The 22,709-nt window shown below is 68.2% G+C and carries 21 protein-coding genes and 1 riboswitch; of the genes, 9 read left to right on the top strand and 12 right to left on the bottom strand.

Annotated features, from left to right (window positions below):
* On the bottom strand, positions 1-3,742 hold a 3,742-nt coding region (locus VHP37_22335; protein ID HEX2829104.1), incomplete at its 3' end, for a cadherin domain-containing protein.
* 289 nt (positions 3,743-4,031) lie between these two features.
* Positions 4,032-4,514: a hypothetical protein gene (locus tag VHP37_22330; protein ID HEX2829103.1), complete on the bottom strand. Its 483-nt coding sequence runs from the start codon at positions 4,512-4,514 to the stop codon at positions 4,032-4,034.
* A 61-nt stretch (positions 4,515-4,575) separates the two neighbouring features.
* Positions 4,576-4,664, bottom strand: a riboswitch (cyclic di-GMP riboswitch).
* 79 nt (positions 4,665-4,743) lie between these two features.
* On the opposite strand from VHP37_22330, the gene VHP37_22325 reads away from it, so the two are divergent.
* Positions 4,744-4,989 (top strand): hypothetical protein, encoded by a 246-nt coding sequence (locus tag VHP37_22325; GenBank protein ID HEX2829102.1) that lies wholly within the window; start codon positions 4,744-4,746, stop codon positions 4,987-4,989.
* Positions 4,990-5,106: 117 nt separating this feature from the next.
* On the opposite strand, the gene VHP37_22320 is transcribed toward VHP37_22325, so the two are convergent.
* Entirely contained in the window at positions 5,107-5,721 is a 615-nt protein-coding gene (locus tag VHP37_22320) for an undecaprenyl diphosphate synthase family protein (GenBank protein HEX2829101.1), read from the bottom strand.
* 133 nt (positions 5,722-5,854) lie between these two features.
* Here VHP37_22320 and VHP37_22315 point away from each other — a divergent pair, with 133 nt between their 5' ends.
* The 5 genes from VHP37_22315 (at position 5,855) to VHP37_22295 (ending at position 8,844) form a co-directional block, all read left to right on the top strand.
* A complete protein-coding gene (locus VHP37_22315; GenBank protein ID HEX2829100.1) occupies positions 5,855-6,034 on the top strand; it encodes a hypothetical protein in 180 nt (59 codons plus the stop codon).
* An 85-nt stretch (positions 6,035-6,119) separates the two neighbouring features.
* Complete coding sequence (locus VHP37_22310) at positions 6,120-6,692, top strand: diguanylate cyclase (GenBank protein ID HEX2829099.1); 573 nt, start codon at positions 6,120-6,122, stop codon at positions 6,690-6,692.
* Positions 6,693-6,807: 115 nt separating this feature from the next.
* Positions 6,808-7,374, top strand: a complete 567-nt coding sequence (locus VHP37_22305; GenBank protein ID HEX2829098.1) for a hypothetical protein — start codon at positions 6,808-6,810, stop codon at positions 7,372-7,374.
* A gap of 151 nt (positions 7,375-7,525) precedes the next feature.
* A complete protein-coding gene (locus tag VHP37_22300) occupies positions 7,526-7,804 on the top strand; it encodes a hypothetical protein (GenBank protein ID HEX2829097.1) in 279 nt (92 codons plus the stop codon).
* Positions 7,805-7,875: 71 nt separating this feature from the next.
* On the top strand, positions 7,876-8,844 hold the full coding sequence (locus VHP37_22295; GenBank protein HEX2829096.1) for a tripartite tricarboxylate transporter substrate binding protein: 969 nt from the start codon (positions 7,876-7,878) through the stop codon (positions 8,842-8,844).
* Between the two features lie 445 nt (positions 8,845-9,289).
* Here the strand turns inward: VHP37_22295 and VHP37_22290 are convergent, their stop codons facing one another.
* The 9 genes from VHP37_22290 to VHP37_22250 all read right to left on the bottom strand — a co-directional run bounded on the left by VHP37_22290 (position 9,290) and on the right by VHP37_22250 (position 19,079).
* Positions 9,290-9,601: a hypothetical protein gene (locus tag VHP37_22290; protein ID HEX2829095.1), complete on the bottom strand. Its 312-nt coding sequence runs from the start codon at positions 9,599-9,601 to the stop codon at positions 9,290-9,292.
* 164 nt (positions 9,602-9,765) lie between these two features.
* A complete protein-coding gene (locus tag VHP37_22285; GenBank protein HEX2829094.1) occupies positions 9,766-10,113 on the bottom strand; it encodes a flagellar protein FliT in 348 nt (115 codons plus the stop codon).
* 2 nt (positions 10,114-10,115) lie between these two features.
* Positions 10,116-10,541 (bottom strand): flagellar export chaperone FliS, encoded by a 426-nt coding sequence (gene fliS / locus VHP37_22280; protein ID HEX2829093.1) that lies wholly within the window; start codon positions 10,539-10,541, stop codon positions 10,116-10,118.
* 9 nt (positions 10,542-10,550) lie between these two features.
* A complete protein-coding gene (fliD, locus tag VHP37_22275) occupies positions 10,551-12,491 on the bottom strand; it encodes a flagellar filament capping protein FliD (GenBank protein HEX2829092.1) in 1,941 nt (646 codons plus the stop codon).
* A gap of 62 nt (positions 12,492-12,553) precedes the next feature.
* A complete protein-coding gene (locus VHP37_22270) occupies positions 12,554-12,901 on the bottom strand; it encodes a flagellar protein FlaG (protein HEX2829091.1) in 348 nt (115 codons plus the stop codon).
* 171 nt (positions 12,902-13,072) lie between these two features.
* A complete protein-coding gene (locus tag VHP37_22265; GenBank protein HEX2829090.1) occupies positions 13,073-14,485 on the bottom strand; it encodes a flagellin in 1,413 nt (470 codons plus the stop codon).
* Between the two features lie 400 nt (positions 14,486-14,885).
* Positions 14,886-15,542: a response regulator transcription factor gene (locus VHP37_22260; GenBank protein ID HEX2829089.1), complete on the bottom strand. Its 657-nt coding sequence runs from the start codon at positions 15,540-15,542 to the stop codon at positions 14,886-14,888.
* On the bottom strand, positions 15,532-17,034 hold the full coding sequence (locus VHP37_22255) for a histidine kinase (protein ID HEX2829088.1): 1,503 nt from the start codon (positions 17,032-17,034) through the stop codon (positions 15,532-15,534). Before VHP37_22255 ends, VHP37_22260 begins: the two co-directional genes overlap by 11 nt.
* A complete protein-coding gene (locus VHP37_22250; GenBank protein HEX2829087.1) occupies positions 17,031-19,079 on the bottom strand; it encodes an ATP-binding protein in 2,049 nt (682 codons plus the stop codon). Before VHP37_22250 ends, VHP37_22255 begins: the two co-directional genes overlap by 4 nt.
* Positions 19,080-19,376: 297 nt before the next feature.
* On the opposite strand from VHP37_22250, the gene VHP37_22245 reads away from it, so the two are divergent.
* From VHP37_22245 to VHP37_22235, 3 genes are read left to right on the top strand one after another with little or no spacing between them, the layout of a single operon-like run.
* The gene (locus tag VHP37_22245) at positions 19,377-19,814 is read left to right on the top strand and encodes a hypothetical protein (protein HEX2829086.1); all 438 of its coding nucleotides are present in this window, start codon (positions 19,377-19,379) and stop codon (positions 19,812-19,814) included.
* Positions 19,815-19,873: 59 nt separating this feature from the next.
* Positions 19,874-21,970: a PAS domain-containing protein gene (locus VHP37_22240; protein ID HEX2829085.1), complete on the top strand. Its 2,097-nt coding sequence runs from the start codon at positions 19,874-19,876 to the stop codon at positions 21,968-21,970.
* Positions 21,967-22,611, top strand: a complete 645-nt coding sequence (locus VHP37_22235; protein ID HEX2829084.1) for a response regulator transcription factor — start codon at positions 21,967-21,969, stop codon at positions 22,609-22,611. Before VHP37_22240 ends, VHP37_22235 begins: the two co-directional genes overlap by 4 nt.
* Positions 22,612-22,709 lie beyond the last annotated feature (98 nt).

The following is a 22,709-nucleotide window of genomic DNA, read 5'->3' as shown; positions in this document are numbered from 1 at the left end:
TGTCCGACCCGACGAGGTTTTCGATCGAGATCAGCTGGTCGCCGGCCGCATCGCCGCCCCAGTTGTCGCCTACCCACAGCCTGACCCACACGCGCCCGGTCGAACCTTCGTAGGACGCCGTGTCGATGCCGTTGCCGCCGTCGAGCACGTCGGCGCCCGCACCACCGAGCAGCCAGTCGTTGCCCTCGCCGCCGAGCAGGGTGTCGTTGAAGCCGCCGCCGAACAGCGCATCGTCGCTGCCGCGCCCGTCCAGAACGCTCGCAGCCGTGCGCAAGCCTTCGAACCAGTCCGCGTTATCTGAGCCGATGAGGTTCTCGATGGAAACGAGCTGATCTCCGGCGGCGTGGCCGCCCCAGTTGTCGCCGACCCACAGGCGCACCCATACGCGAGAGTCAGAACCCGCGTAGGACGCGGTGTCGTTTCCGCTGCCGCCGTCGATCACGTCGGCGCCTGCCCCCCCGTTGAGCACGTCGTCCCCGCCGAGACCGCGCAACGTGTCGTTGCCGCCCAGGCCCGTCAGCGTGTCGTTCTCCGGGGTACCGGTCAGCGTGTTTGCGCCGCCGTCTCCGCTCAGATTGACACCCGCGACATCGGTGACCGTCACCGTAATTGTCTGCGTGTCGAAGAGTGCGGGGCTGCCGTTGTCCGTCGCTCTGACGTCGACGACGTAGGTGTTGTTCGCGCCCACGTCGGTCGGCGCTTCGAAATCGGGCGCTGTGACAAACGAGACCGCGCCCGTCGTTGCGTTGATCGAGAACTTCGCCGCGTCGGGGCCGCCCGAGATCGAGAAGGTGCGCGTCTGGCCGGCGTCGACGTCGGTGGCGGTGACGGTGGTCACGGCGGTGGTGTTCTCGGCGACCGAGACCGTCGCGGTCGCGCCGCCGCCGTTGGAAGTGATCGCCGGCGCTTCGTTGACGTTGGTCACGTTGACCGTGATCGTCTGCGTATCGGTGAGGACCGGGCTGCCGTTGTCGGTCACGCGGACGTCGACGACGTAGCTGTTGTTCGCGCCGACATCCGTGGGCGCCTCGAAGTTCGGCGCGGCGACGAAGGTGAGCACGCCGGTGGTCGCGTTGATCGAAAACTTCGCCGCGTCTGCGCCGCCGGAGATCGAGAACGTGCGCGTCTGCCCGGCGTCGGTGTCGGTCGCGGTGACGGTGGTCACGGCGGTCGTGTTCTCGGCGACCGAGACCGTCGCGGTCGCGCCGCCGCCGTTGGAGGTGATCGTCGGCGCGTGGTTGGTGCTCGAGGCCGCCAGTGTCACCGTCACGTTGTGAGTGCCGTTGGCGCCGAGGTCGAGGACGAGGATCTCGCCGATCTGGCTCTGGATGGTCGCGCCGGATACGGAGAGCGTCTTGCCGGTGAGCGAGGCGAGGTCGATCGTGACGTCGCCTTCGCCGATCAACTGGAAGGTGAGGTTGCTGCCGTCGCCGCTCAGTGAGACGAGCTCCGATCGCATCGGCAGCGCGGTGATGTGGGTGACGTTGTCCGGCGTGCTGCCGAGGTTGATGATGAAGCTGCCGCCGTCGCGGTCGAGGAACACGCTGTCGTCGTCGTAGGCGTACCAGCCGTTGACGCTCGCGATCTTTTGCGACCCGAGGTTGTCGAGGTCGACCACGAACTTGCCGGCATCCGGCGAGGTGACGGTCGCCGTCACCTGCGTCGGCGAGTTGCGCGTCCAGGTGAGCGACGAATCGTCGAAAGAAGAATAGCGGTCGGCGAGGTCGGCGAGGGTCACGAACTCCGCACCGGCGTTGAATGCGCGCTGGATGAAGTCCGTGAACATCTGGGTGGTGTAGAGCGACGGCGTCGTGCCGTCGTACGACCATTCGGCTGCGGCGTAGTCGTGCCACGGCCAGACGACGATCGGCACGTCGCTGTGCGCCGTGAGCTGGTTCCACTGCGCGAGCCACGCCGCGGAAGCCTGCGCGGGCGTCATGTGCTGGAACTCGACCAGCGAGAAATCGAACTCGATGTTAGGCGCGATGTAGACCTTGTCGGCAGCCGCCATCGCCGGATTCAGGTAGCCGATCGCGCCAGGGTAACCGGCGCCCACCGTCGACGCGCCGCCCGAGAGATAGCGGTAGTACTGGAGGATGTCGAGCGCAGTGTCGTAATCTTCGGGGTTGCCCGGCACCGCCGCGCCCTCGACCGTGAAGGGCGTGCCGAGGATTTCCGTCATCTTCTGCTCGATGATCGTCTTCGAGCCCTGGAACTCCGACTGGATCTGCGCCGTCGTGAGGTTGTCGACCTCGGGCGGATGCGAAATCGAGTGCGATCCGATCTCGTTGCCCAACGCGAGGATCTGCTTGTAGTACTCGCCCGAGATCGTCCAGTTCGTGGTCTGGTTCGGCGGGTTGTTGCCGATGTCGATGTAGTACGAGCCGACGAAGTTGTAGGTCGTCTTCCAGTTCTGCAGGATCGGGACGAGCTTGTCGTAGATGCCGGGGCGGTCGCCGGGCGAGACGTCCGCCGGGTTCATCGCCTGGTCCATGTCGACGCGTGACGCGACGAGGCTCGTGCCGCGGCTCATCTGGAGACCGGCGGTGACCTGGTTGGTCGCGGGGCTGCTGTTGACGACCTTGTCGATCGCCTGCCAGAGCAGATTGTTGTCGCCGAGCATCGACTCGGTCGAGAAATGCACGACCGTCGCGGTGTTCTTCGTCGTCGTGACGACCGCGTTGTAGGTGTTGCCGTTGGCGAACGTCTGCGTCGCAAGCGGCATCAGCGTGGCGCCCGATGCGACGTACGTCTGATGCCACTCGCCCGCGTAGGTGCGGATCACTTCGCCCGAGGTGTAATCCGCCATCATCGGATCGCCGCTGACGGCCTTCACCGTGATCGAGCTGTTGGCCCACTGACCGCTGCCCGAGCCCTGAGTCACGCCGAGCAGAGTGCTCAACCAGTTCGTGCCGCCGCTGTTGACGGTCATGAACTCGGTCGCCGCGATGATGCCGACGCCGGACTGCTCCGCCGCCAGCAACCGGTCGCCGATGGCCGATGCCTGGCCGGCCGGCACGGCGTCGAAGTTGGGGAAGACGATCGCGTCGTACTGCGTCAGCGAGAAGCTCGCGTTCGCCAGGTCCGACTCGGTGATGAGGTCGAACGGCACGCCCGCCATCGTCGCCTGCGTCTGCGCAGTCATGATGAGCTGCGCGTACGCCATCGGGTTGAAGTAGCGGTCCTGGCTCGTCTGCGAGAACACGATCGCGACCTTGGCGCCGTTCGTGCTCGTCGAGGCGAACTCGACTTCGGCGATGCCGCCGTCGACGAAGATCGTGCCGTGGTCGTTCTGCGCGTGGAGCGCCGCGAGGTCGGCCGCGTCGGGCGTGTCGCCGGTGACGTAACGGGCGAAGATCTCGCCTTCGTCGCCCGCCGAATCGGCCGAGTTCACGCGCGCGTCGATGGCGTGGCCGATCTCCTCGATCAGCACTGCGGTGACGGCGCCCGGGCTCGCGGTGCCGAGGAACTGGCTCGACAGGTAAATCGTGTTGTGAGCGCTGTCGTAGGCGCCGCGGGCGCCGCCGAGGCTCTGGTCGTCGACCACCTCGAGCCGAGGCCAGCCGTTGCGCACGAACGATTCGATCGTGTCAGCCAGTGCGGCGCCCGTGACGTCGAAGGCGGCCGCCGCGGCCGAGCCGAGGGCGGGGCCGTGGGCGAAAGCCTGGATGTCGGCTTTGGCGTTGTCGAAAAGTGTCGACGCTAGCGCGTCGCTCGGCCTGTCAATGCTGGTCGAACGCAAATCGTTCCTCACTGCGAAAGTTGCCGGTCGAAGGCCCGGCTGTCGCGCGGACGCGCGATCGGGGCGCCGGGCCGATCGTCACCTGCTCCTAGCGTCGAACATACCTGAAACGCCGGCGGCGCCAGGATATTCCTGGCGCAGGCGATATTATTGTTGGTCTAGGACGGCCGGTGGGGATGCGAGCGAGGCATTCTGCCTCTTCGCGAGCGGGTCCAACGCGAGCAGGCCGCCATCCTAACAGGGGAGGGCGGCGCGCGGAAGGCGTTCGGCGGATCTTGCCGCCCGTTCGTCAGCCGCGGCGGGGATCGAGCCTCGCGGGCAGCACGTAGCCCTGGCGCAGCGCCAGCGCTTCGTAGCGGAGCGCGTCGCGGTCCATGCCGCGCTCGAGGTAATGCAGGTAAAGCAGGTAACTCGCGCCCGCGTGCTGCCGGTCGGACGCCTGGCGCAGCCATTCCACCATCTGCCGCTCGTCGCGCGCGACGCCGTGCTCGCCCCGGCTGTAGATCCGCGCCACTTCGACCATCGCGTCGCGGTCGCCGGTGAGCGCCATGGCGTAGCTCATCCGGAAATGGTCGTCGCCGGCAACGCGCGGCTGCACGGCGGCGACTGGCGTTACGGCGGGCGCTGCCTGGGGTGAGGCCGGGCGCGCGGTCGGCGCGACGCGCTGGAACAGCGACGCGAACGATTGCGTGAAGCCGGTGGTGGCCTGCTGCGCCATGGCGCAACCGCCGAAGGTGCTCGCGGCGAGCACGACCAGCAAACGGGCCTTCATCGTGAGTCTCCCTCTCGTCGAAGGAGGCTGTGCAGGGCCTCACGCGATCGCGATCGGCATGCCTGGCAGCCCCGCTGTCCTAGAACCGAAGCTCCTTAGACCGGTGACTTTGCGTCCCCCGCCTTTCGGCGAGGGTTGCCTTTTTCAGTGCAGCCCGATGGTAACGCGCGCGCTGCGGGGCGCGGATGGACTTCCGTCACACTCCTGCCTGCGATAGGCTGCGGCTGCCATGACGACCAGGCTCGAAGGGACCCTGAAGCGCGAGATCGTGATCGGCGGCGCGCCGTACACGCTCTCGATCGACAACGCAGGTTTAAAGCTCGTGCCCAAAGGCAAGCGCAAGGGCTACGAGCTCGAATGGTCGGCGTTCGTGAGCGGCGAGGCCGCGCTCGCCACGGCGCTCAACGCCGCGATGGCGGCCGCCCCTCCGCCGCCCGAACCTTCGCCGAAGCCGACGAAGAAAAAGCGCCGTTAAAGGAAGGGCGGTTCAAGGAGGGAAACCTTGGTTTCCCTCCTTGGCGTTCACCGCCCGGAGGGAGCCGTAGGCTCCCTCTTTGGCGTTCACCGCCCGGAGGCGAGCGGGCGTAGCGAGCTACCCCCCCAGCGTGCGATCCTGGCGGCCGTACCATTCGAGCGCGCGCTCCATCTGCACCGGCTCGAAGTCGGGCCAGTATTCGTCGACGACGTAGATGTCGGCGTACACCGACTGCACCGGCAGGAATCCCGAGAGCCGCCGGCCGCCGCCCCAGCGCACGATGAGGTCGAGCCGCGACACCTCGCGCGAGCGCAGGCCACCGTTCGAAAGTCCCTCGAGATCCCATTCCCAGCCGTAGTTCACGAGGAAATTCACCTTCATTCCGCCCGGACGGCGCCGCCGCAGGGCTCTGAGCTCGCGCGGAAACACCGGCGAGCGCTCGTCGCCGACGACGAGCAGCGCCGCACCGCGGTCGCACAGGAACTTCGCGAACTCGACGCACGCGGCGCTGAACTTCGCGGTCTGGGCGCTGGGCCGTCGCGTGTTGTCCTGCGTGAAGCCGTAGATCGAGACCTCCTCGATCGACAGCGCGCTGCAGATCTCGAAGAGCGCGATGCCCGGCGCGATACCGAAGCCGTAACCGTCTTCCTTCGGCAGGCCCTTCGCCTGCGCCCAGCGGCGGTTGCCGTCCGGAATGAAGCCGATGTGCCGGGGCAGTCTTCTGGATGTCACGGTTGCAGCGGAACGAGCGATGCGTGATCCGAGAGCATACGGCTGTTTACAGACTCTTACATTTTTCCGCGCGACGAGGGCAGGGCGGCAGGGTCAGAATAATCGGGACGTACAAAACCTCCGAGGACATCCAATGAAAAAACTGATCGTCGCTGCGCTGGCGGCCGCGGGCCTGGGCGGCTGTGTCGCGGTGCCCGCGCCCTACTATGGAGACGCCGGCTACTATGGCGCGCCCGCAGTCTCGGTCGGCGTGTACTCGCCGCCGGTCTACTACGGCGGCTATCGCCGGCACTGGCATCACCGCCACTGGTAAAGCGCGTCCGACCGCGCCGGTCCGATCTCGTCGGACGGTGCGTGCGAGTAGAATCCGTGCCCAACGCGTCGAAGCCGAGGGTACAGTGGAAGAACGAGAGCTCACCGAGATCGAAAATCGCGCGGCGCATTACAGCGCCGAAGCGCGGGAGGACGTCCTGCTTCTTACGCGCGAGCTGCGCCGCCTGCTCGCGCCGGTCGCGCCGGTCGCGCGCGAGGCCGCTTCCCCGCTCTACGACGCGCTGACCGGGCTGCTCAACGGCGGCGCTTACGGCGTGCGCTTCGCCATGGCGCGGGCGAGGGCGACGCGCTTCAAGAAGATCTTCGCGGTGATGTCGATCGACGTCGTGCTCGACACCGGCCCGCATGCACCCGCGCCCGAGGACCGCGAGCTCACCATCCGTCACGTCGCGCAGCGCCTGGAGGCGAGCGTGCGCGCGACCGACACCCTGGCGCGGATCGGGGGCGAAAACTTCGCCGTGATCCTCGAGGACCTCAATCACTCGGGGGACGCCGAGCGCGTGAAGCAGATCGTCCAGGACGCGCTGGCGACGCCGCTCGTCGTGGCGGGACGCGAGATCGTTCCGGAGCTTCGCATCGGCATCGAGTTCTATCCCTCCGTCCACCATGCGGCCCCCGGCACCGCCGGTGCTCACTGAAGGCGCGCGGCCCCGCCCTTAGGGCTGTTCCCAATCGGCGACACCGGTTTATACTGCCCATCCGCCTTCGGAATCTGGTTGGGTCACGATGCTCACCGAGTTCAGGCAGTCCGTCTTGCCCGCCGCATTCGCGGTCACGGCGTTCGCGCTCTCTGCGCCCGCAGCAGCCCAGTCGCTGTCCCTGACCTACAACCTCGATCCGATCACCGCCAGCCAGCTTCCCAAAGCCTCGCCCATCGTCAATCGCTGCACCGGTCTCACCTGGGCGGCAACGCTCGCCACTGCCTGCATCGCGGAGCTGACCGCGGTGCGCGTGATCACCGCTGTCGCCGCGAAGCGCGCCGAAGCGGCCCCGCCCGAGGCGGTAGACGACGGAGGCAAGCCTGCGGGCGCGAGCGGGACCTACGTCGACGGCACCCCGCGCCGCTACGAGCTGCCGACGCTCGGCACGCCCTCGGAGTCGCGCGTGATCCGCGCCGCCGGCGGCAGGGATGACTACATCGGCAACGCGCGGGCGGTCGACCTGAATTTCCGGTTCGGACCCAAGTACCGGATGCGCAGCGGCGACGAAGGCTGGGAAGTCTACAAGTTCAACGACGCCGCGACCGAGAACAAGCTCCAGCAGAGCAACGGCGGCGGCGTCCGCCAGGTCGGCGTCGAGCTGCTCGTCCCGTTCCGGTAAGCCCTGATTTCCCCGTTTCTCCATCGTTGACGACCCCCGCCGGTCGGCACGCCTCAACCGTTCGTCCGTCGCGCCGTTAACACTGTGACGATCCGCACCGTTAAGACGCCCGCGGTGTGTCTTAATGGCGGCCGCTCACGGAGTCCCCCACATGTTCAAAGTGATCGCACTGCCCCGCATCGGCGTGGCCACCCCCGCCGACCTCCGCGCCGCCGACTCGCGTGCCTGCGCATCGATGCTGCCGCGCCGCCGCCTGGGCGTGCCGCGCACCGACCGCGAATGGACCGCGCTGGTGAAGATCGCCAGCGGCGAGATCGACGTCGCGCCGGCCCAGCAGGCGAGGCTCGTCTCGCTCGGCCTCATCGCGGACAGGAGCGGCGTCCCCGAGCTGACGCTGCACGGCCGCGTGACCCTCGGTCTGCCCGAATAGGCTGTCGTCGGTTCCAGCCGCGCGCGCGCCTATAATCGCGGCTCCCCGAACTTCCACGTAAGGCAATCCCGATGATTCGATTCCCGCGTGCGGGCTGCGCGGCGCTCGCGCTCGCCTGCGCCGCGCCCGTCGCCGCGCAAACCACCTATCCGGCAAGACCCGTCCGCATCGTCGTCCCGTCCTCCCCCGGGGGCGGCCTCGACTTCATCGCGCGCGCGGTCGGCCAGCATCTCTCCAAAGCCTGGGGCCAGAGCGTGGTCGTCGACAACCGCGCCGGCGCGGGCGGGACGCTCGGCCCCGATCTCGTCGCCAAGGCCCCGCCCGACGGTTACACGCTGCTCGTCGTGAGCGCGAGCTTCGCGGTGAACCCGAGCGTGTATCCGAAGCTGCCGTACGACTCGGTGAAGGATTTCGAGCCGATCATCCTCGCCACGACGCAACCGCAGGTGCTCGTCGTCAACGCGGGCGTCCCGGCGAAATCGCTGAAGGAGCTGATCGCGCTCGCGAAGGCCAAACCCGGCGCGCTCAACTACGCGTCGCCGGGCGCCGGGACGCTCTCGCAGCTCACCTTCGAGCTCTTCAAGAGCGCGGCGGGCATCGACATCGTGCACGTACCTTACAAAGGCGCCGGCCTGTCGATGACCGCGGTGGTATCCGGCGAGACGCAGACCTCTACCGGCAGCACGATCTCGGCGCAGCCTCATCTGAAATCGGGCAAGCTCCGCGCGCTCGCGACCACGGGCCCGCGGCGCTCGCCGGCGATGCCGGACGTGCCGACGATGGCGGAGCAGGGGCTGCCGGGCGCGACGATCACCGGCTGGTATGCGTTCCTCGCACCGGCGCGCACGGCGAAGCCTGTCACGGACAAGCTGAACGCCGATTTCGCGCGGGTCCTCGCGCTGCCCGAGATTCGCGAGCAGCTCGCCCGCGAAGGCTCGGAGCCGGCAGGCGGCAGGCCGGAGCAGCTTGCGAAGCACCTCGCGACGGAGATCGCGCGGCTCGGGCGCATCGTGAAGGCTTCCGGCGCGGGCGGGCAGTAGAAATAAAAAGACCCGGGCGAGGTGAATCGCACCGGGTCGAGGACCACCACCACAGGTCCGGGTCGCGGAGCCGACAGGCACGTTTCGACGCACCTTGCAGCTCCACCCCCTGCTGTTGGGGAGGGTAATTCTTGTCGCACATCTGGCGGAACCCGTTCGCAGGGTCAAGCGGCTGAGTAACCATCGGCCTAGGCGCGGGACACTCAAGCCCGCGTGAGACGGCACGCGCCTCACTGGTGAATCAATTAACGGCGTGGGGAGAGCTGGACTTTAGGGTCGTCCGAAAAAATTCGGCAACGAGAAGGACTAGAGGCAGGGACGGAGGAAAGGGAGGAGCGCGAGGAGGGAAACCTTTCTGGTTTCCCTCCTCGGTGTTCATATCAGCGCAGCTGAAGCGCAGCCGCGGCACGGAGCACGGCCGGCTGAGCTGTCGCAGCGCGACAGCTCAGGCTGTGCGTGTGCCGTGGATGCGCTTCAGCTTGTCGAGCTGCTTCCCGTCCACCTCGGTGTTCGCGCACAGGAAGTACAGGTGCGCGCCCAGCGGCTGCCACTCGCACTTCTGCTTCATCTTCTCTTCGGCGAGCTCGTGGCACTTGCCTTTGTGAACGTGAAGGACTTCGATCTTCATGTTCTCGCGGCGACGCGGCAGGTCCGCGAAGACGGCGGCCCCCTCGCTGAGCTCCCCGATCATGTCGCCGCAGACGTCGCAGGTGAACACAGGGCAGGACAGCGTATCCTTGAATAGGATCTTGATCATCTTTTCTATTCGTAATTAGTGAATAAAAAGCAGCGCTTTCACCCCTGTCACCGCAGCTGCCGCGGAAAATCTACCTAAAAACAGCGGCGCTGGCCATCAAATTTTTGCAGCACTTCGGGATACAACGGTCGCGGACGCGCGAAGTTGACTCCCGCAACACACTGTTACTGGCCGTCGGCGCTGGCGCCGTAGGCCGAGTTGAGCTTCGACACCCGGCGTTCGCCCTCGATGAGCCGCCAGATGTGCACGAGCTGGCCGGACAGGCGCTCGCGGATCTGCGCGTCGTCCTCGAGCACCTTGCAGATCAGCTCCGACTTGCGGCGCTCGCGCGCGGAGTCCTGGGGACCTTGGTCGCGCACCGACATGAGCTGCGTGTAGAGCCCGGCGCACTCGGTCTCGAGCGCGATCACGCGGTCCCAGTCGTCGCGCACCGCGGCCTCGCGCATGCGCGAGGTCACGTCGGCGAGATGCTCGTACGAGGCGATGATGTCGTTCACGTTTTTCGCTTGCATCTTCAGACGCGCGCTCCCGCAAGTTGCACGACCGCGGGCGCCTTGGCGATCCCGGCCCACGCGCTCTGCAGTTCGCCGAGCAGCTTCGCAGGCTCGTCGAGCGCTTCGGGCTGACCCTTGATGTTCGCTTCGAACAGCTTCTCGCAGATGTACTCGTAGAGCGCGTGCAGCCGCTCGGCAATCTCGCCGCCGCGCGCGCGGTCCAGGCTGCACTTCAGGCCCTGGTCGACGATCGACATCGCCTTCGAGATCGCCTTGCCGCGCGCGGCGATCTGGCCGCGGATCATGTTCAGGCGCGCATCGGCGATCGACGCGAGCGCGCCGTCGAACAGCATCATGACGAGCTGGTGCGGATCGGCTTCGGGAACGGCGCTTTCGATGCCGGTCTTGACGTAAGCGGACAGGGCGTGTCGGGTGGCTGTGTTCATCATCTGCTTTTACGATTTGCTGCTGGACGGGAGGCTGGCGAGCTGCTGCGTGAGGAAGCTGCTCGTGGAATTCATGCGCGTCATCAGGGAATCGAGAGCCACGTATTGCGCGCGCAGCTGTTTCTCGATGCGCTCCATGCGTACTTCGAGCGCTTCCTTGCGTGAGTCGATGTCCTTCATCTGGGCGGCGAGGCCGTCGGTGCGCGTGCTGAGCACGCCCTTGCTGCCGAGCGCCTGCTCGGCGAAGCGGCCGAGCCGCACCGCGAGCCCTTCGGTCAGCGTCACCACGCCGTCGGTGCCTGCGCTGACCTGAGCGGCGGTGCCGGTGTACTTGAGGGCGAGACCTTCGGCGGGAGTGCCGGTCGGGCCATTGAGCATCTGGGCCGAGCCGGTCGCCGTGTAGCTCGTGCCGGCGAGCGTGAACGTGCCGGCGACGTCGACGCCCGCGCCGCTTTCGGAGCCGTCGAAGCCCAGCGCCATCAGCGAGGTGCCCATCACGTTGGCGACCTTCGAAGTGCTGCCGTAGGCCTGCGACTCGACGTTGAGCTTGCCGCTGCCGTCGACGGTGACCGCAACGCTGATGTTCTTGCCCGACAGCGCCGACGAGCCGTTGATCGTGTTCTGGACGAGCGTGGCGAGCTGCGCCGGCGTATAGGTGCCCTGCGCGAGCTTGAGCGTGCCGGTCGCCGTGCCGTCGATGTCGAGCATCAGCGTGTCGTTGGTGGCGTCGATGACCGTGCTGCCGGCGGCAGGGTTCGCCGCAGTCGCCACCGCGCGCGTCGCCGCGCTCGTCACGTCGACCCCCCAGTCGCCCGACGTCGTCGCGGACGTGGCGCCGACGTACGACACGAGCGCGTTGCTCGACGTGCCCTGGCGCCCGAAGAGCGCAGCGACATCCTTCGCGGAGTTCTTCAGCGCATCGCCGAGCTTGGTGCTGTCGACCGCGAGCGTGCCGTCCTTCTGGAAGGAGACGCCGATGTCCGAGAGCTGCTTGTACTGCCCGGTCGTGCCCTTGAGCGCTTCGCCCATCATGCTGCGGATGCTCGACATGAACGACGTCATGCCCGAGTCGCCGTTGAGCACGCCGGCTTTCTTGGTTGCCGCGTCGTACTTGGTGAGGCTCGTGACGGTGGACTGAAGGTCGTTGTACGCCTTCGCGAACGACTGGACAGCCGCCTGCGCCTGCCCGGCGTCGCGCGAGACCACCACCTTGGTCGTGCCGGCCTTGCTGACGGTGAGCGACACGCCGCTGATCGCCGACGAGATGCTGTTCGAGTCGCTGCTGACGAAGACGCCGTTGACCTTCAGCTCGGCGTTCGCCGCCGGGCGCGCTTCGGTCATGCCGTCGAGCGCGTCCTTGAGCTCGCCGGCGCCGAGGCCGTTGGTCACGCTGATCGTGTTCGCGGTGCCGCTCTTGTCGCCGGTGAGCACGAGGCGGTAGGCCGTGCCGTCGTTGACGATCGACGCCTGTACGCCCGCGTTCGCTGCGTTGATGGCGTCGCGGACGCCCTGCAGGGTGTTGTTCGAGCTGTCGATCGTCACGTTGACGATCGCGCCGCTGCCGACCTGGATGCCGATCGTGCCGGTCGAGGCGCTGACCGCGGTATCCGAAACGACGCCTGCGCCTTGCAGCACCTGCGAGGTCGCGAGCTTGGTCACGTCGATGTCGTACGTACCGACCGAGGCGGAGGTGCTCGCCGACGCGGTGGCGACCGCGGTGTCGGAAGAGCCGACGACGTTCGACGTGAACTTCGCGGCCGATTGCAGCGAGGCCATCGTACCCTGGAACACCGAGAGCGCGCCCTTGAGCGCGCCGTACGCCGAGACCTTGGTCTGCAGCGCGGTCGTTTTCTTGTCCAGGGCGTCGATAGGCTGGCGCTCGACCGTCATCAACTGCGAGACGATCGAGTTGACGTCGATGTTCGAAACGCCGGATACGGAAGTGGCCATGGTGACTTAACGGCAGATGTTGGAACGTCTGAACAGACTTCTTCGCCCGCCCGGCGCCGACGTCAGGCGGAATTGCGCACGAGCATGCCCTGCAGGCGGTCGAGCGCCTTGGCGATCTCGAGCATCTCCTGGGAGGGCATCTGGCGGATCAGCGTTCCGCTCTGCTTGTCGATCACGCGGATCACGGTCTTGCCGGTGTCCTCGTCGACCGAGAAGTCGAGCTCGCTCTTGATCGTCTTCATCGCCTCGTTGGCGGCCGCGACCGCTTCCTTGACGGCTTGCGGGTCGGGCGCCTGCGCATGCGACCCGGTCGCGGCGAGCTGCGCGACGGACACCGGCGCGGCGACGGAACGTACGGAAGCCGGCCGCGGAACTTCCGCTGCCGGCTGTGCGATCGGGTTGACGTTCATGATCGTCCCCTGCTTGTTAAAAGAGCCTTCGCGTGCGAAGGCTCGTTGTCCTCACATCGTCTGAATGATGCGCACGCGTCGCATGCGCACGATTCAGACGCCCGGTTTGGACGCCGGGGCGTCTGACCCGCGCGGCCGGGCTTGTGGCCCGGCCTGCGGGATACGCGGTGATTAGCCGCGGAGGAGCGACAGAACGTTGTTCGGCAGCGCGTTCGCTTGCGCGAGCATCGCCGTGCCGGCTTGCTGCAGGATCTGGCCGCGCGTGAGCTGGGCCGATTCCGCCGCGAAGTCCGCGTCCTGGATGCGGCTGCGCGAGGCCGAGAGGTTCTCGGCAGCGGTCTGCAGGTTCGCGATCGTGGACGTGAAGCGGTTCTGATACGCACCGAGCGTGGCGCGGGCCGAAGAGATCGTCGCGATCGCGGAGTCGATCGAGGTGATCGCGGTGTTCGCGCCGGAGGCGGTCGCAACCGAGATGTTCGAGATCGCCGTGCCGGTGAGCGTCGCGGCCGTGCCGCCGGCGGTCAGGCCGGCGTTGCCCGGCGTGGTGCCGCCGATGATGATGCCGTCCGCCGAGTTGGAGGTCAGCGAGATCGAACCGTGCGTCGTGGCGGCGCCCAGGCCCGAGTCCGCGTCCGTGGCGCTGATGATGATGTCGCGTCCGTCGGCCGCAGTCAGCTTGACCTGGTCGTTGCCGCCGCCGGTGATCGTCGCGGTCACTCCGCTGGCTGCCGATACGGCGTTGACCGCGTTGGCGAAGGCCGTCGCCGTCGTGGCGGCCGAACCTTGCGCGGTGACGGCACCGACCGTAGCACCGTTGATCACGACGCCGGAAATCGCAGCGTCGGTCACAGCGGCACCCGTCACAGTGGCCGCATTCGCAGTCGCCGTGACAGCGTTCTGCGAGCCGTTGATCGCCTGCGCGATCGCATACGCGCTGGCCGTGGTCTGACCGGCGGTCGCGCCGGCCGGGCCGGCCACTGCGGCGTTGATCGCCACACCGTTGAGCGTGAGTTGGCCGGCGCCGAGGGCGGAAAGGGCGGTCGTGCCGTTGACGCTCGTCGAGTACGTCGAACCCAGAGCGGTGGTACGCGCGCTGGCGATCGACGAGATCGAGATCGTCTGGCCCGCGTTCGCGCCGACCTGGAAGGCCTGGCTGGTGAACGTGCCGTCGAGGAGGTTGACGCCGTTGAAGGCGGTCTGGGTCGCGACGCGGTCGATTTCCGACACGAGCTGCGAGACTTCGTTCTGCAGAGCGGCGCGGTCCGAGCCGCCGTTCGTCGCATTGGCGGACTGGACAGCCAGCTCGCGGATACGCTGCAGGTTGTTCGAGATTTCGCCGAGCGCGCCTTCAGCGGTCTGCGACAGCGAGATCGCGTCGTTCGCGTTACGGGCGGCTTGGTTCAGGCCGCGGATCTGCGAGGTGAAACGCTCGGTGATCGCGAGACCGGCAGCGTCGTCTTTCGCGCTGTTGATGCGCAGGCCGGACGACAGGCGCTGCAGCGAGGTCTGGAGGGCCGACTGCGACTGGTTCAGGTTGCGCTGCGCGTTCAGCGACGCGATGTTCATGTTGATGACTTGCGGCATCGTAAGCTCCTTGACTATTCCGTTTAGGTTGTCGGCCCTGGGGGCCAGGTGACTCCGGTTTGCCTGGGTCAGGTCAAATAACCGTCGTCGCGAGAGGATTTACGGCGCTGGGGGGGCTTACTTTAGGACTTCCGTCACACCTGAGGCGTCGAACGCCGGGCTTTCGACGGAACGCCGATGAGATTTCGGCGTCGGGGGGAACCGCCTGATATCGCAGGCGAATAAGCGTTAACGGCGCGAGCGCGCCGAGGCTTTAGGAGCGTGAAAGGCGTTATTTGCCGCAGAGCACGCAGAGGCGCGCAGAGGACCGTCATTCCCGACCCGCGATAGCGGAAACGATCGGGAATCCATTTTGACTTTGAAAAATGGATTCCCGCCTCCGCGGGAATGACGGCACGGGTTACTCGACCAGGTTGTTCTTCAGCGCGTAGTGCGCGATCGCCGCGTTATTGGTGACGCCCAGTTTTTGCAATACGCGCGCGCGATACACGCTGACGGTCTTCACGCTGAGCGAGAGCTGCTCGGCGATCTCGCTGACGCTCTTGCCTCCCGCGATCATGCACATCGTCTGGTACTCGCGGTTGGAGAGCTGCTCGTGCGGCGGGCGGTCGCTGTCGTTGCCGACGGCCTTGGCGAGCTCCTCCGCCACTGCCGGCGTCACGTACTTCTTGCCGGTCGCCACCGTACGTACGGCGTTGACGAGCTGGGCGGGCGCGCTCTGCTTGGTGAGGTAGCCCGACGCGCCGCTCTTCAGCGCGCGCACCGCATACTGGTTCTCGGGGTGCGTGGACAGCATGAGCACCGCGATCTTCGGATGGTCCTTCCTGATGATGGCGAGCGTGTCCATGCCGTTCCGGTCGGGCATGGAGATGTCGAGCAGCACGACTTCGCACGGCGTGGCGCGCAGCTGCTGCAGCGTCTCGGCGCTGGACCCCGCTTCGCCGACGACCTCGAGATCGTCGGTCTCCTCGATGATGCCGCGCAGCCCGCGTCTCAGGATCGCGTGATCGTCGGCGATCAGCACGCGCACCGCGTTGCGTTCGTCCCTACGCGCCATGGGCGTCCTCGATCTCTCCCGCGGCGAGGTGCGTGTGGTTGGGCACGCGCACCGACACGCAGGTGCCCGTCGGGCGCGCGCCCGCGACGCGCACCGTGCCGCCGAGCTGGGCCGCGCGCTCCTCCATGCCGCGCAGCCCGAAGGAGCTGGGCTTGAGGCGGTCCGCGGCGGCGATGCCCTGGCCGTTGTCGGTCACCGTGAGCTCGACGTCCTCCTCGCTCGCGTCGAGCTCGATCCTCACCTGCGTCGCGCGCGCGTGCTTGGCGATGTTGGTGAGCGTCTCGCGCAGCACCGAGAACAGGGCGTTGGCGGTCTGGTCGTTCACGTCGAGGTCCTCGCACGCGCAGCGCACCTCGGCGGCGACGCCGGTGCGGTTCGCGAAATCGCGCGCCTGCCATTCGACCGCCGCCGGCAGGCCGAGGTCGAGCACGCTGGGCCGCAGGTCCTGGCTGATGCGGCTGATCGACGCGGCGGTCTGGTCCACGAGGCTCTCGAGCGCCTCGACGCGCGCGCGCACTTTCGGATCGCTGCGGTCGACGCGCCCGGCGAGCCAAAGCACGTCGATCTTGATCGCGGTGAGGTTGCCGCCGACGTCGTCGTGCAGCTCGCGCGCGATGCGCTTCCTCTCCTGCTCCTTGGCGTTCTCCAGGTGCGACGAGAGCTCGCTCTGGCGGCGCCGCTCCTCGAGCAGCTCGAGCTCCTGCTGCTTGCTCTTGGTGATGTTCGCCATGAAGCCTTCCCACACCAGCGTACCGCTGGCGACGCGGCGCGGGCGGAGCCGGATGTTGACCCACTTCACCATGCCGCTCTCGGCGGCGCGCAGGCGCCCCTCCCAGTTCACCGGCGCGAGGGTGTCGGCGCCGCGCTTCATGTGCGCGAACAGGCTCACCGCGTCCGGTTTCTCGAGGAGCTCGAGGAAGCTCTGGGGATCGCTTTCCAGGCGCGCCGGCGGCAGCTCGAGCAGCTCGATGCTGCCCTCCGAGACGTGCGAGAAGCGGTACTGCGCCGGTCCTTCGACGATCGCCTGGAAAACCACGCCGGGGAAGTTCGCGATGATGCCCTGGAGCACCGCGCTGCGCTCGGCGAGCTCCTGCTGCGCGCGGGCCGCGCTGCGGCGCGCTTCGTAGTCGCGCAGCTCGCGCTCGATCGCCGGCACGAGCCGCGCGAGATGCCGCTTCATGACGTAATCGTCGGCGCCCGCGCGCATCGCCTCGACCGCGAGGTCCTCGCCCATGTTGCCCGAGACGATGATGAACGGCAGGTCGTAGCCGCCGCCGCGCACGAGCGAGAGGGCGGCCATCGCGCCGAAGCCGGGCATGTAGTAGTCGGAGATCACGATGTCCCAGGTCGCCTCGCGCAGCGCCGCGGCCATCGCGCCGGCGGTATCGACGCGGCCGATGACGGGGTCGTACGCGGTGCTCACCTCGAAGCGCAGCAGGTCGGCGTCGGCGGGCGAATCTTCCGCGAGCAGGATGCGCAGCGGCTTCTTCATGGCGCCCGAGTATAGCTTTCGACCGGCAGCTCGAAGTAGAAGGTCGCGCCTTCGCCCGGCGTCGATTCGGCCCAGATGCGTCCGCCGTGACGCCGGATGATGCGCTGCACGGTCGCAAGCCCTATGCCCGTGCCCTCGAAGCGCGATGCGGGGTGCAGCCGCTGGAAAGGCCGGAACAGCCGCTCCGCGTACTCGGGATCGAAGCCGGCGCCGTTGTCCCGCACGTAGTACACGGTGCGACCGGCGCGCTGCGACTGGCTGCCGACCGCGATGGCGGCTTCGGCGCGCTCGCGCGTGAACTTCCACGCATTGCCGAGGAGGTTCTCGAACAGCACGCGCATCAGCCGCGGGTCGGCGTTGGCGCGCAGCCCCGGCTGCACGGTCCAGCGCACGGTGCGGCCGGCGTCTCGCGCGGCGAGCTCGTCGAGCGTCGCGTTCGCAATCTCCGACAGGTCGACGCCGGTCCGGCGCAGCTCCGAGCGCGACAGTTGCGACAGCTCGAGCAGGGCCTCGATGAGCTGCTCCATGTGCTCGCCCTGCGCGATGACCCGGTCGAGCAGGGCGGCGGCTTCCCCCGGCAGCTCGGGCCCGCTGCGGATGATCTCGGCGTAGCCGCGCATGCCCCGCAGCGGCGCGCGCAGGTCGTGCGACACCGAATCGGTGAACGCCTCGAGCTCCTTGTTCAGGTCGGCGAGCTCCTGGGTGCGCTCGACCACGCGCCGCTCGAGGTCGAGGTTGAGCAGCACGACCTGGCGCTCGGCGAGCTTCTGCTCGGTCACGTCGGAGACCAGCCCGTCCCAGACAACGGCAAAGGCGTCCTCCTGCGCGGCCGGCGCCGCATGCACGCGCAGCCAGCGCGAGGTCTGCCCTTCGGAGATCGGCACCGTGACGTCCCAGCCCGAGCCGGTCGCCACCGCTTCGGCGATGCTCTCGACGAGCTGCCTGCGATGCGCGCGCGGGACTTTGCGCAGCGCGCGTCGCGGCCGGCGCACGGCTTCTTCGGCGGTGACGCCGGCGAGGGTCTCGATCTGCGCGCTCATGAACGCGAGCTCGACCGCGCCGCGCCCGGCGACCCGCGCCTGGAACACCGCGCTGGGGACGGTGCGCACGATCATCTGGAGCTGCGCCTCGCCGGCGGCGAGCGCGCTTTGCAGGTCGGACAGCCGGCCGATCGCGCCCGCGCGCCGCGCGAGCTCCATGGCGTGCCGGCGCGCGAAGGCGAGCGCGATCAGCGTGAGCGCGATCGTCGTGCCTGCGAGCAGCGCCGCCTGCTCGAGCCAGCTCGTGAGCACGTCGCGCTCCGAGATCCAGGCGTGGACGACGAGCGGCGTGTCGGGCACCGGCTCGCTCGCCAGGATATAGCTGCGCCCGTCGACCGGATCGACGTAGCGCACGACCGAATCGATGAGGCGCGCGCCCGACACGGCGCCCGCGAGCGCCGCGAGCGGCTTGCCCGCGGCGCCGATGACGACCGGCGACAGCAGGAGACTGCGTCCCTGCGCGGTCGTCAGCGCCGTCGCGGCGGTCGAGTCGCCGCGCCACGCACGGAAGATGTCGCCGAGATAGTCCTCCGACAGGCGCAGGAGCAGCACGCCGGCGGCGGTGCCGTCGCGGAGCGCGAGCGTGCGCTGGAGAAAAAGACCGGTACCCGTGCGATCCGAGCCGTCGCGCACGATGAGCCCGTCGGCGCTCGTCGGCGCCGGGAAGCCGGGCGGCGGCGCGGACGGACGTACGTACTCATGGCGATGACCCGCCGGGTCGACGAACGCGAGCGCGGCGGCCTGCGTGATCGCCGTGACGTTGCGGTTCAGCACCTCCGCACGCGTCGGCTCCGCGAGCAGCCGCTCGGGCCGGATGCGCGCGCCGCCGACGATGCGCAGGAGATCCTGGTCGGTGTCGACGATCTCGCGCGCGGTCTGCTCGGCGAGGCCGCGGGCGAGGTGCGCGAGGTGGCGCGCGGAGGCGTCGATCTCGCTCGAGCGCATCTGCCACAGGGCGAGCCCGGTGGCGGCGACGGCGCCGGCGCAGAACAGCGCGGTCAGCACGACGCTGCGCCGGGCGAGGCGCTGCAGGGCGCTGAGGTCTGGGGTGGTGGTGGGCGTGGCTACGGTGTTGCTGAGTAAAGAGGCGATCGGGCGGTTCCGCCCTGCGCCGTTTTTCTTCGTGCACGCGATGGTAGCTCATAAAGTCGCGATGTCGCCCGCCGTTAACACGCCCGTAGCCCGCAGTGCAGCATGAATTGCATGGCGCATTTGTCGAATTGCGGGAGCTCTCGCGCCCTGTAGGCCGCTCCCTTCGCGTTCGGGCTTTTCTCCGAAGAATTCCGATTGGACCCCTTACTGATGCGAATCCGAAGCATGCACGTGTCGGCGACCTTCATGGCCGCGGCCCTGTTCGCCGGCGCGGCGTGGTACGCGATGCCGCACGGGAATGCGATCGGCGCGCCGATCGCCGCAACGCTCGTCCTCGCGATCGGCTTCGGCTGGGGGCTGTTCCAGAAGTTCGACGCGTTCGTCACCGAGACCTCGCAGACGCTGCAGTTCCATACGCACATCAACTCGATGCACGAAGCCTCGGCCAGCGCCGAGAAAACGATCGCCGAGATCGCCACGCGCGACATGAACGTCGCGCTCACCAGCAAGCGCCGCGTGTCGGAGATGATGGAAGACGTCGGTGCGGCGCAGACCACGATGCAGCAGACCGCGAGCCAGCTCGCGGAGCGCACCGAGAAGCTGATGAGCGCGGCGGACATGGCGCTCGTGGAGAGCGCCGCCCACTAGCCGTTTTCTTTGCGGGCGTGTAGCTTGCAGCGCAACATGCATTTTGCAAGCATTGGCGGGTGAAACGCGCGTGGCCCATCCGCTGGACCCTGTATCTGCTCGTGGTGGCCACGGCGGCGCCGCTCATGCTGTCGATCGCGATCGCGCTGGTGCGCGAGGCCGAGGAGGCCGAGACGGAGGCGCGACAGCTCGTGCTGTCGCTCGCGACGACGACCGCGTACGCGGCGCGCGCGAAGCTGCGCGACATCGAGCAGATCGCCGCGTCGCTCGCACGCCGCCCGCTGGTGCAGGCGATGGATCCGGCGCACTGCGATCCGCTGCTCGCGGCGCTGCTGCCGCTCTTTCCGCGCTACGCGAACATCTCGGTCGTCGCACCCGACGGACACTTCGTGTGCTCCGCGCTGCCCATCGGCGACCGGCGCAAGGCGCCGCTGCACGCGGGCATCCGCGGCGCGCTCGAAGGCCGCTTTACAGTGAGCGAGCCGCTGATCGGCGTCCTGCCGCAGAGGCTGGTGATCAGCGCCGGCTATCCGATCACGCGGCCGGGTGAGGGCATCGTCGGCGTGCTCACCATTCCGGTGGATCTCGCGAGCGTCAAGCCCGCGAGCGATCCGTACTCGCTGCCGCGCAATGCGCGCGTGCGCATCATGGCTGCAAACGGCGTGCTGATCGCAAGCTCGGTGCAGGACGATCCCGAGCTCGGCGAAAACCGCAGCGAAGCGCCGATGCTGGACGTCGTGCTCAGGGGCTCCACCGGAACCGCCATCGGCAAGAGCCTCGACGGCATCACGCGCGTGTACGGCTACACCGATATCGGCGTGAACGGCTGGAAAGCCTACGCCGCCGTGCCGGTGGACGCGCTGCTCGCGGAGTCGCGCGCACGCACGATCCAGAGCCTGCTCATCGCCTGCACCCTGCTCGCGCTCGCCCTCGCGGCCGCGGCGCTGCTCGCGCGCCGCATCGCGCGGCCTGCCGCCGCGATCCAGCGCGCGATGGACGAGACGGCGGCGGGGCGCAACACGTATGCGATCGAGGCCGGCCCGCTCGAGCTGCGCAGCCTCGCCGCGAACTACAATCGCATGCTCGGCGCGACCCTGCGCGCGCAGGCTGCGCTGCAGGACAGCGAGACGCGGCTCAGGCTGGCGGTCCGCGCGTCCAACACCGGCCTGTGGGATTGGGACGTGAACACCGATCGCGTCTACTACTCGCCGGAATGGAAGCACCAGCTCGGCTACGCCGACGACGAGATCGGCGACACGGTCGAGGAATGGACGGGCCGGCTGCACCCGGACGATCGCGAGCGCGTCGTCGACGAACAACGCCATCTGGCTGCGCGCGGCGAGTCGCAGTACGAGGCCGAGTTCAGGCTGCGCCACAAGAACGGGACGTATCGATGGATCTACACGCGTGCCGAGCTCATACGCGACAAGACCGGCGCACCGCGCCGCATGCTCGGCACCCATCTCGATGTCACTACGCGCAAGAGCCTCGAAGTGGCGCTGCAGCAGACGGTCGACGACCTGCGGGTGCTGTCCCGGCGCCTCATCGAGGTCGAGGAGGCCGAGCGGCGGCGGATCGGCCGCGAGCTGCACGATCGCACCGGCGCGCACATCGCGGTGCTCGGCATCACGCTCGGCATGGCCGCGGAGGCGATCGACAGCGGTAACATGGAAGACGCCGCGCTCGAGCTCGACAAGGCGCGCGAGGTCCTGCGCGAATGCACCGCCGATGTGCGCGATCTCACCACCGAGCTGCGTCCGGCGGTGCTCGACGACTTCGGCCTGTATCCCGCGCTGCTCGCTTACGCGCGCACGGTGGCGCAGCGCATCGGAGCGCAGCTGCGCCCGGCCGGTCCGCCGCCCGCGACGCGCGCGTCGCCGGTGGTGGAGACCGCGCTCTTCCGTATTGCGCAGGAGGCGCTGACCAACGTGGCCAAGCACGCGAACGCTCACACCATCGAGCTCTCGCTCACCAACCTCGACGGCAAGCTCGTGCTCCAGATCGGCGATGACGGCCAGGGCTTCGACCCGGAGGCCGCGCGCGGCCAAGGCATGCGCACCATGCGCGAGCGCGCCGACGCGGTGGGCGGTACGTTGGCCGTGCACTCCTCCGACGGCGGAGGCACGCGCATCATCGTGGAGGCGCCGCTCGCATGAAACCGTGCACCGTGCTCATCGTCGACGACCACAAGGTCATGCGTCAGGGGCTGCGCGCCCTGCTCGCCGCCGCGCCCGGCATCGAGATCGTCGGCGAGGCCGCCACCGGCCGCGAGGCGGTCGATCTCGCCGCGGCGCTCAAACCCCAGGCCGTCGTGATGGACATCGCGATGCCCGAGCTGAACGGCATCGAGGCCACCCGCAGGATCACCGAACGCTCGCCCGAGATACGGGTGGTCGTGCTCTCGATGTACGCCGACGCCGAATATCTGTTCCGCGCCTTCCAGGCGGGCGCGTCGGGATACCTCCTGAAAGAATCCGCCGTCGACGAGATCGTCGCCGCGCTGCGCGCCGCATGCGCGGGCAGGCGCTACGTCGGCTCCGGGATCGCGCTCGAGGGCGCGCCAGACGAGATCCTCGAGGCCCGGGCGAGCCCGCTGGAGCGCCTGTCGGCGCGGGAGCGCGAGGTCCTCCAGCTGGTGGTCGAAGGCCATTCGAGCACCGAGATCGGGGCCGCCATCCACCTCTCGCCCAAGACGGTCGACTCCTACCGCAGCCGCCTCATGAAGAAGCTGGGGGTCAAGGACTTCGCGGCGCTCGTGAAGTTCGCGGTCCAGCACGGGCTCACCCGCCCGCACTGACCCGCTCGCGGCTCGCTATCGCACTGAGCCGCAAGCGTTTTTGCGATGCCGTGGTGATTTCCGTACAGCCCGGCTTCGGCTGGCCGTCAATGCGTCAC

This window comes from Burkholderiales bacterium, from assembly GCA_036262035.1.
Taxonomy (GTDB): Bacteria; Pseudomonadota; Gammaproteobacteria; order Burkholderiales; family SG8-41; genus JAQGMV01.
The sequence above is the reverse complement of the archived record's forward strand: the minus strand, read 5'-3'. Positions and strand labels throughout refer to the sequence as shown.

Bases quoted from the DNA above. Each gene is read 5' to 3' on its own strand.
- VHP37_22330 (HEX2829103.1), bottom strand. From the start codon at position 4,514: ATGAAGGCCCGTTTGCTGGTCGTGCTCGCCGCGAGCACCTTCGGCGGT.
- VHP37_22325 (HEX2829102.1), top strand. From the start codon at position 4,744: ATGACGACCAGGCTCGAAGGGACCCTGAAGCGCGAGATCGTGATCGGC.
- VHP37_22315 (HEX2829100.1), top strand. From the start codon at position 5,855: ATGAAAAAACTGATCGTCGCTGCGCTGGCGGCCGCGGGCCTGGGCGGC.
- VHP37_22300 (HEX2829097.1), top strand. From the start codon at position 7,526: ATGTTCAAAGTGATCGCACTGCCCCGCATCGGCGTGGCCACCCCCGCC.
- VHP37_22295 (HEX2829096.1), top strand. From the start codon at position 7,876: ATGATTCGATTCCCGCGTGCGGGCTGCGCGGCGCTCGCGCTCGCCTGC.
- VHP37_22290 (HEX2829095.1), bottom strand. From the start codon at position 9,601: ATGATCAAGATCCTATTCAAGGATACGCTGTCCTGCCCTGTGTTCACC.
- VHP37_22285 (HEX2829094.1), bottom strand. From the start codon at position 10,113: ATGCAAGCGAAAAACGTGAACGACATCATCGCCTCGTACGAGCATCTC.
- fliS (HEX2829093.1), bottom strand. From the start codon at position 10,541: ATGAACACAGCCACCCGACACGCCCTGTCCGCTTACGTCAAGACCGGC.
- fliD (HEX2829092.1), bottom strand. From the start codon at position 12,491: ATGGCCACTTCCGTATCCGGCGTTTCGAACATCGACGTCAACTCGATC.
- VHP37_22270 (HEX2829091.1), bottom strand. From the start codon at position 12,901: ATGAACGTCAACCCGATCGCACAGCCGGCAGCGGAAGTTCCGCGGCCG.
- VHP37_22265 (HEX2829090.1), bottom strand. From the start codon at position 14,485: ATGCCGCAAGTCATCAACATGAACATCGCGTCGCTGAACGCGCAGCGC.
- VHP37_22260 (HEX2829089.1), bottom strand. From the start codon at position 15,542: ATGGCGCGTAGGGACGAACGCAACGCGGTGCGCGTGCTGATCGCCGAC.
- VHP37_22255 (HEX2829088.1), bottom strand. From the start codon at position 17,034: ATGAAGAAGCCGCTGCGCATCCTGCTCGCGGAAGATTCGCCCGCCGAC.
- VHP37_22245 (HEX2829086.1), top strand. From the start codon at position 19,377: ATGCGAATCCGAAGCATGCACGTGTCGGCGACCTTCATGGCCGCGGCC.
- VHP37_22235 (HEX2829084.1), top strand. From the start codon at position 21,967: ATGAAACCGTGCACCGTGCTCATCGTCGACGACCACAAGGTCATGCGT.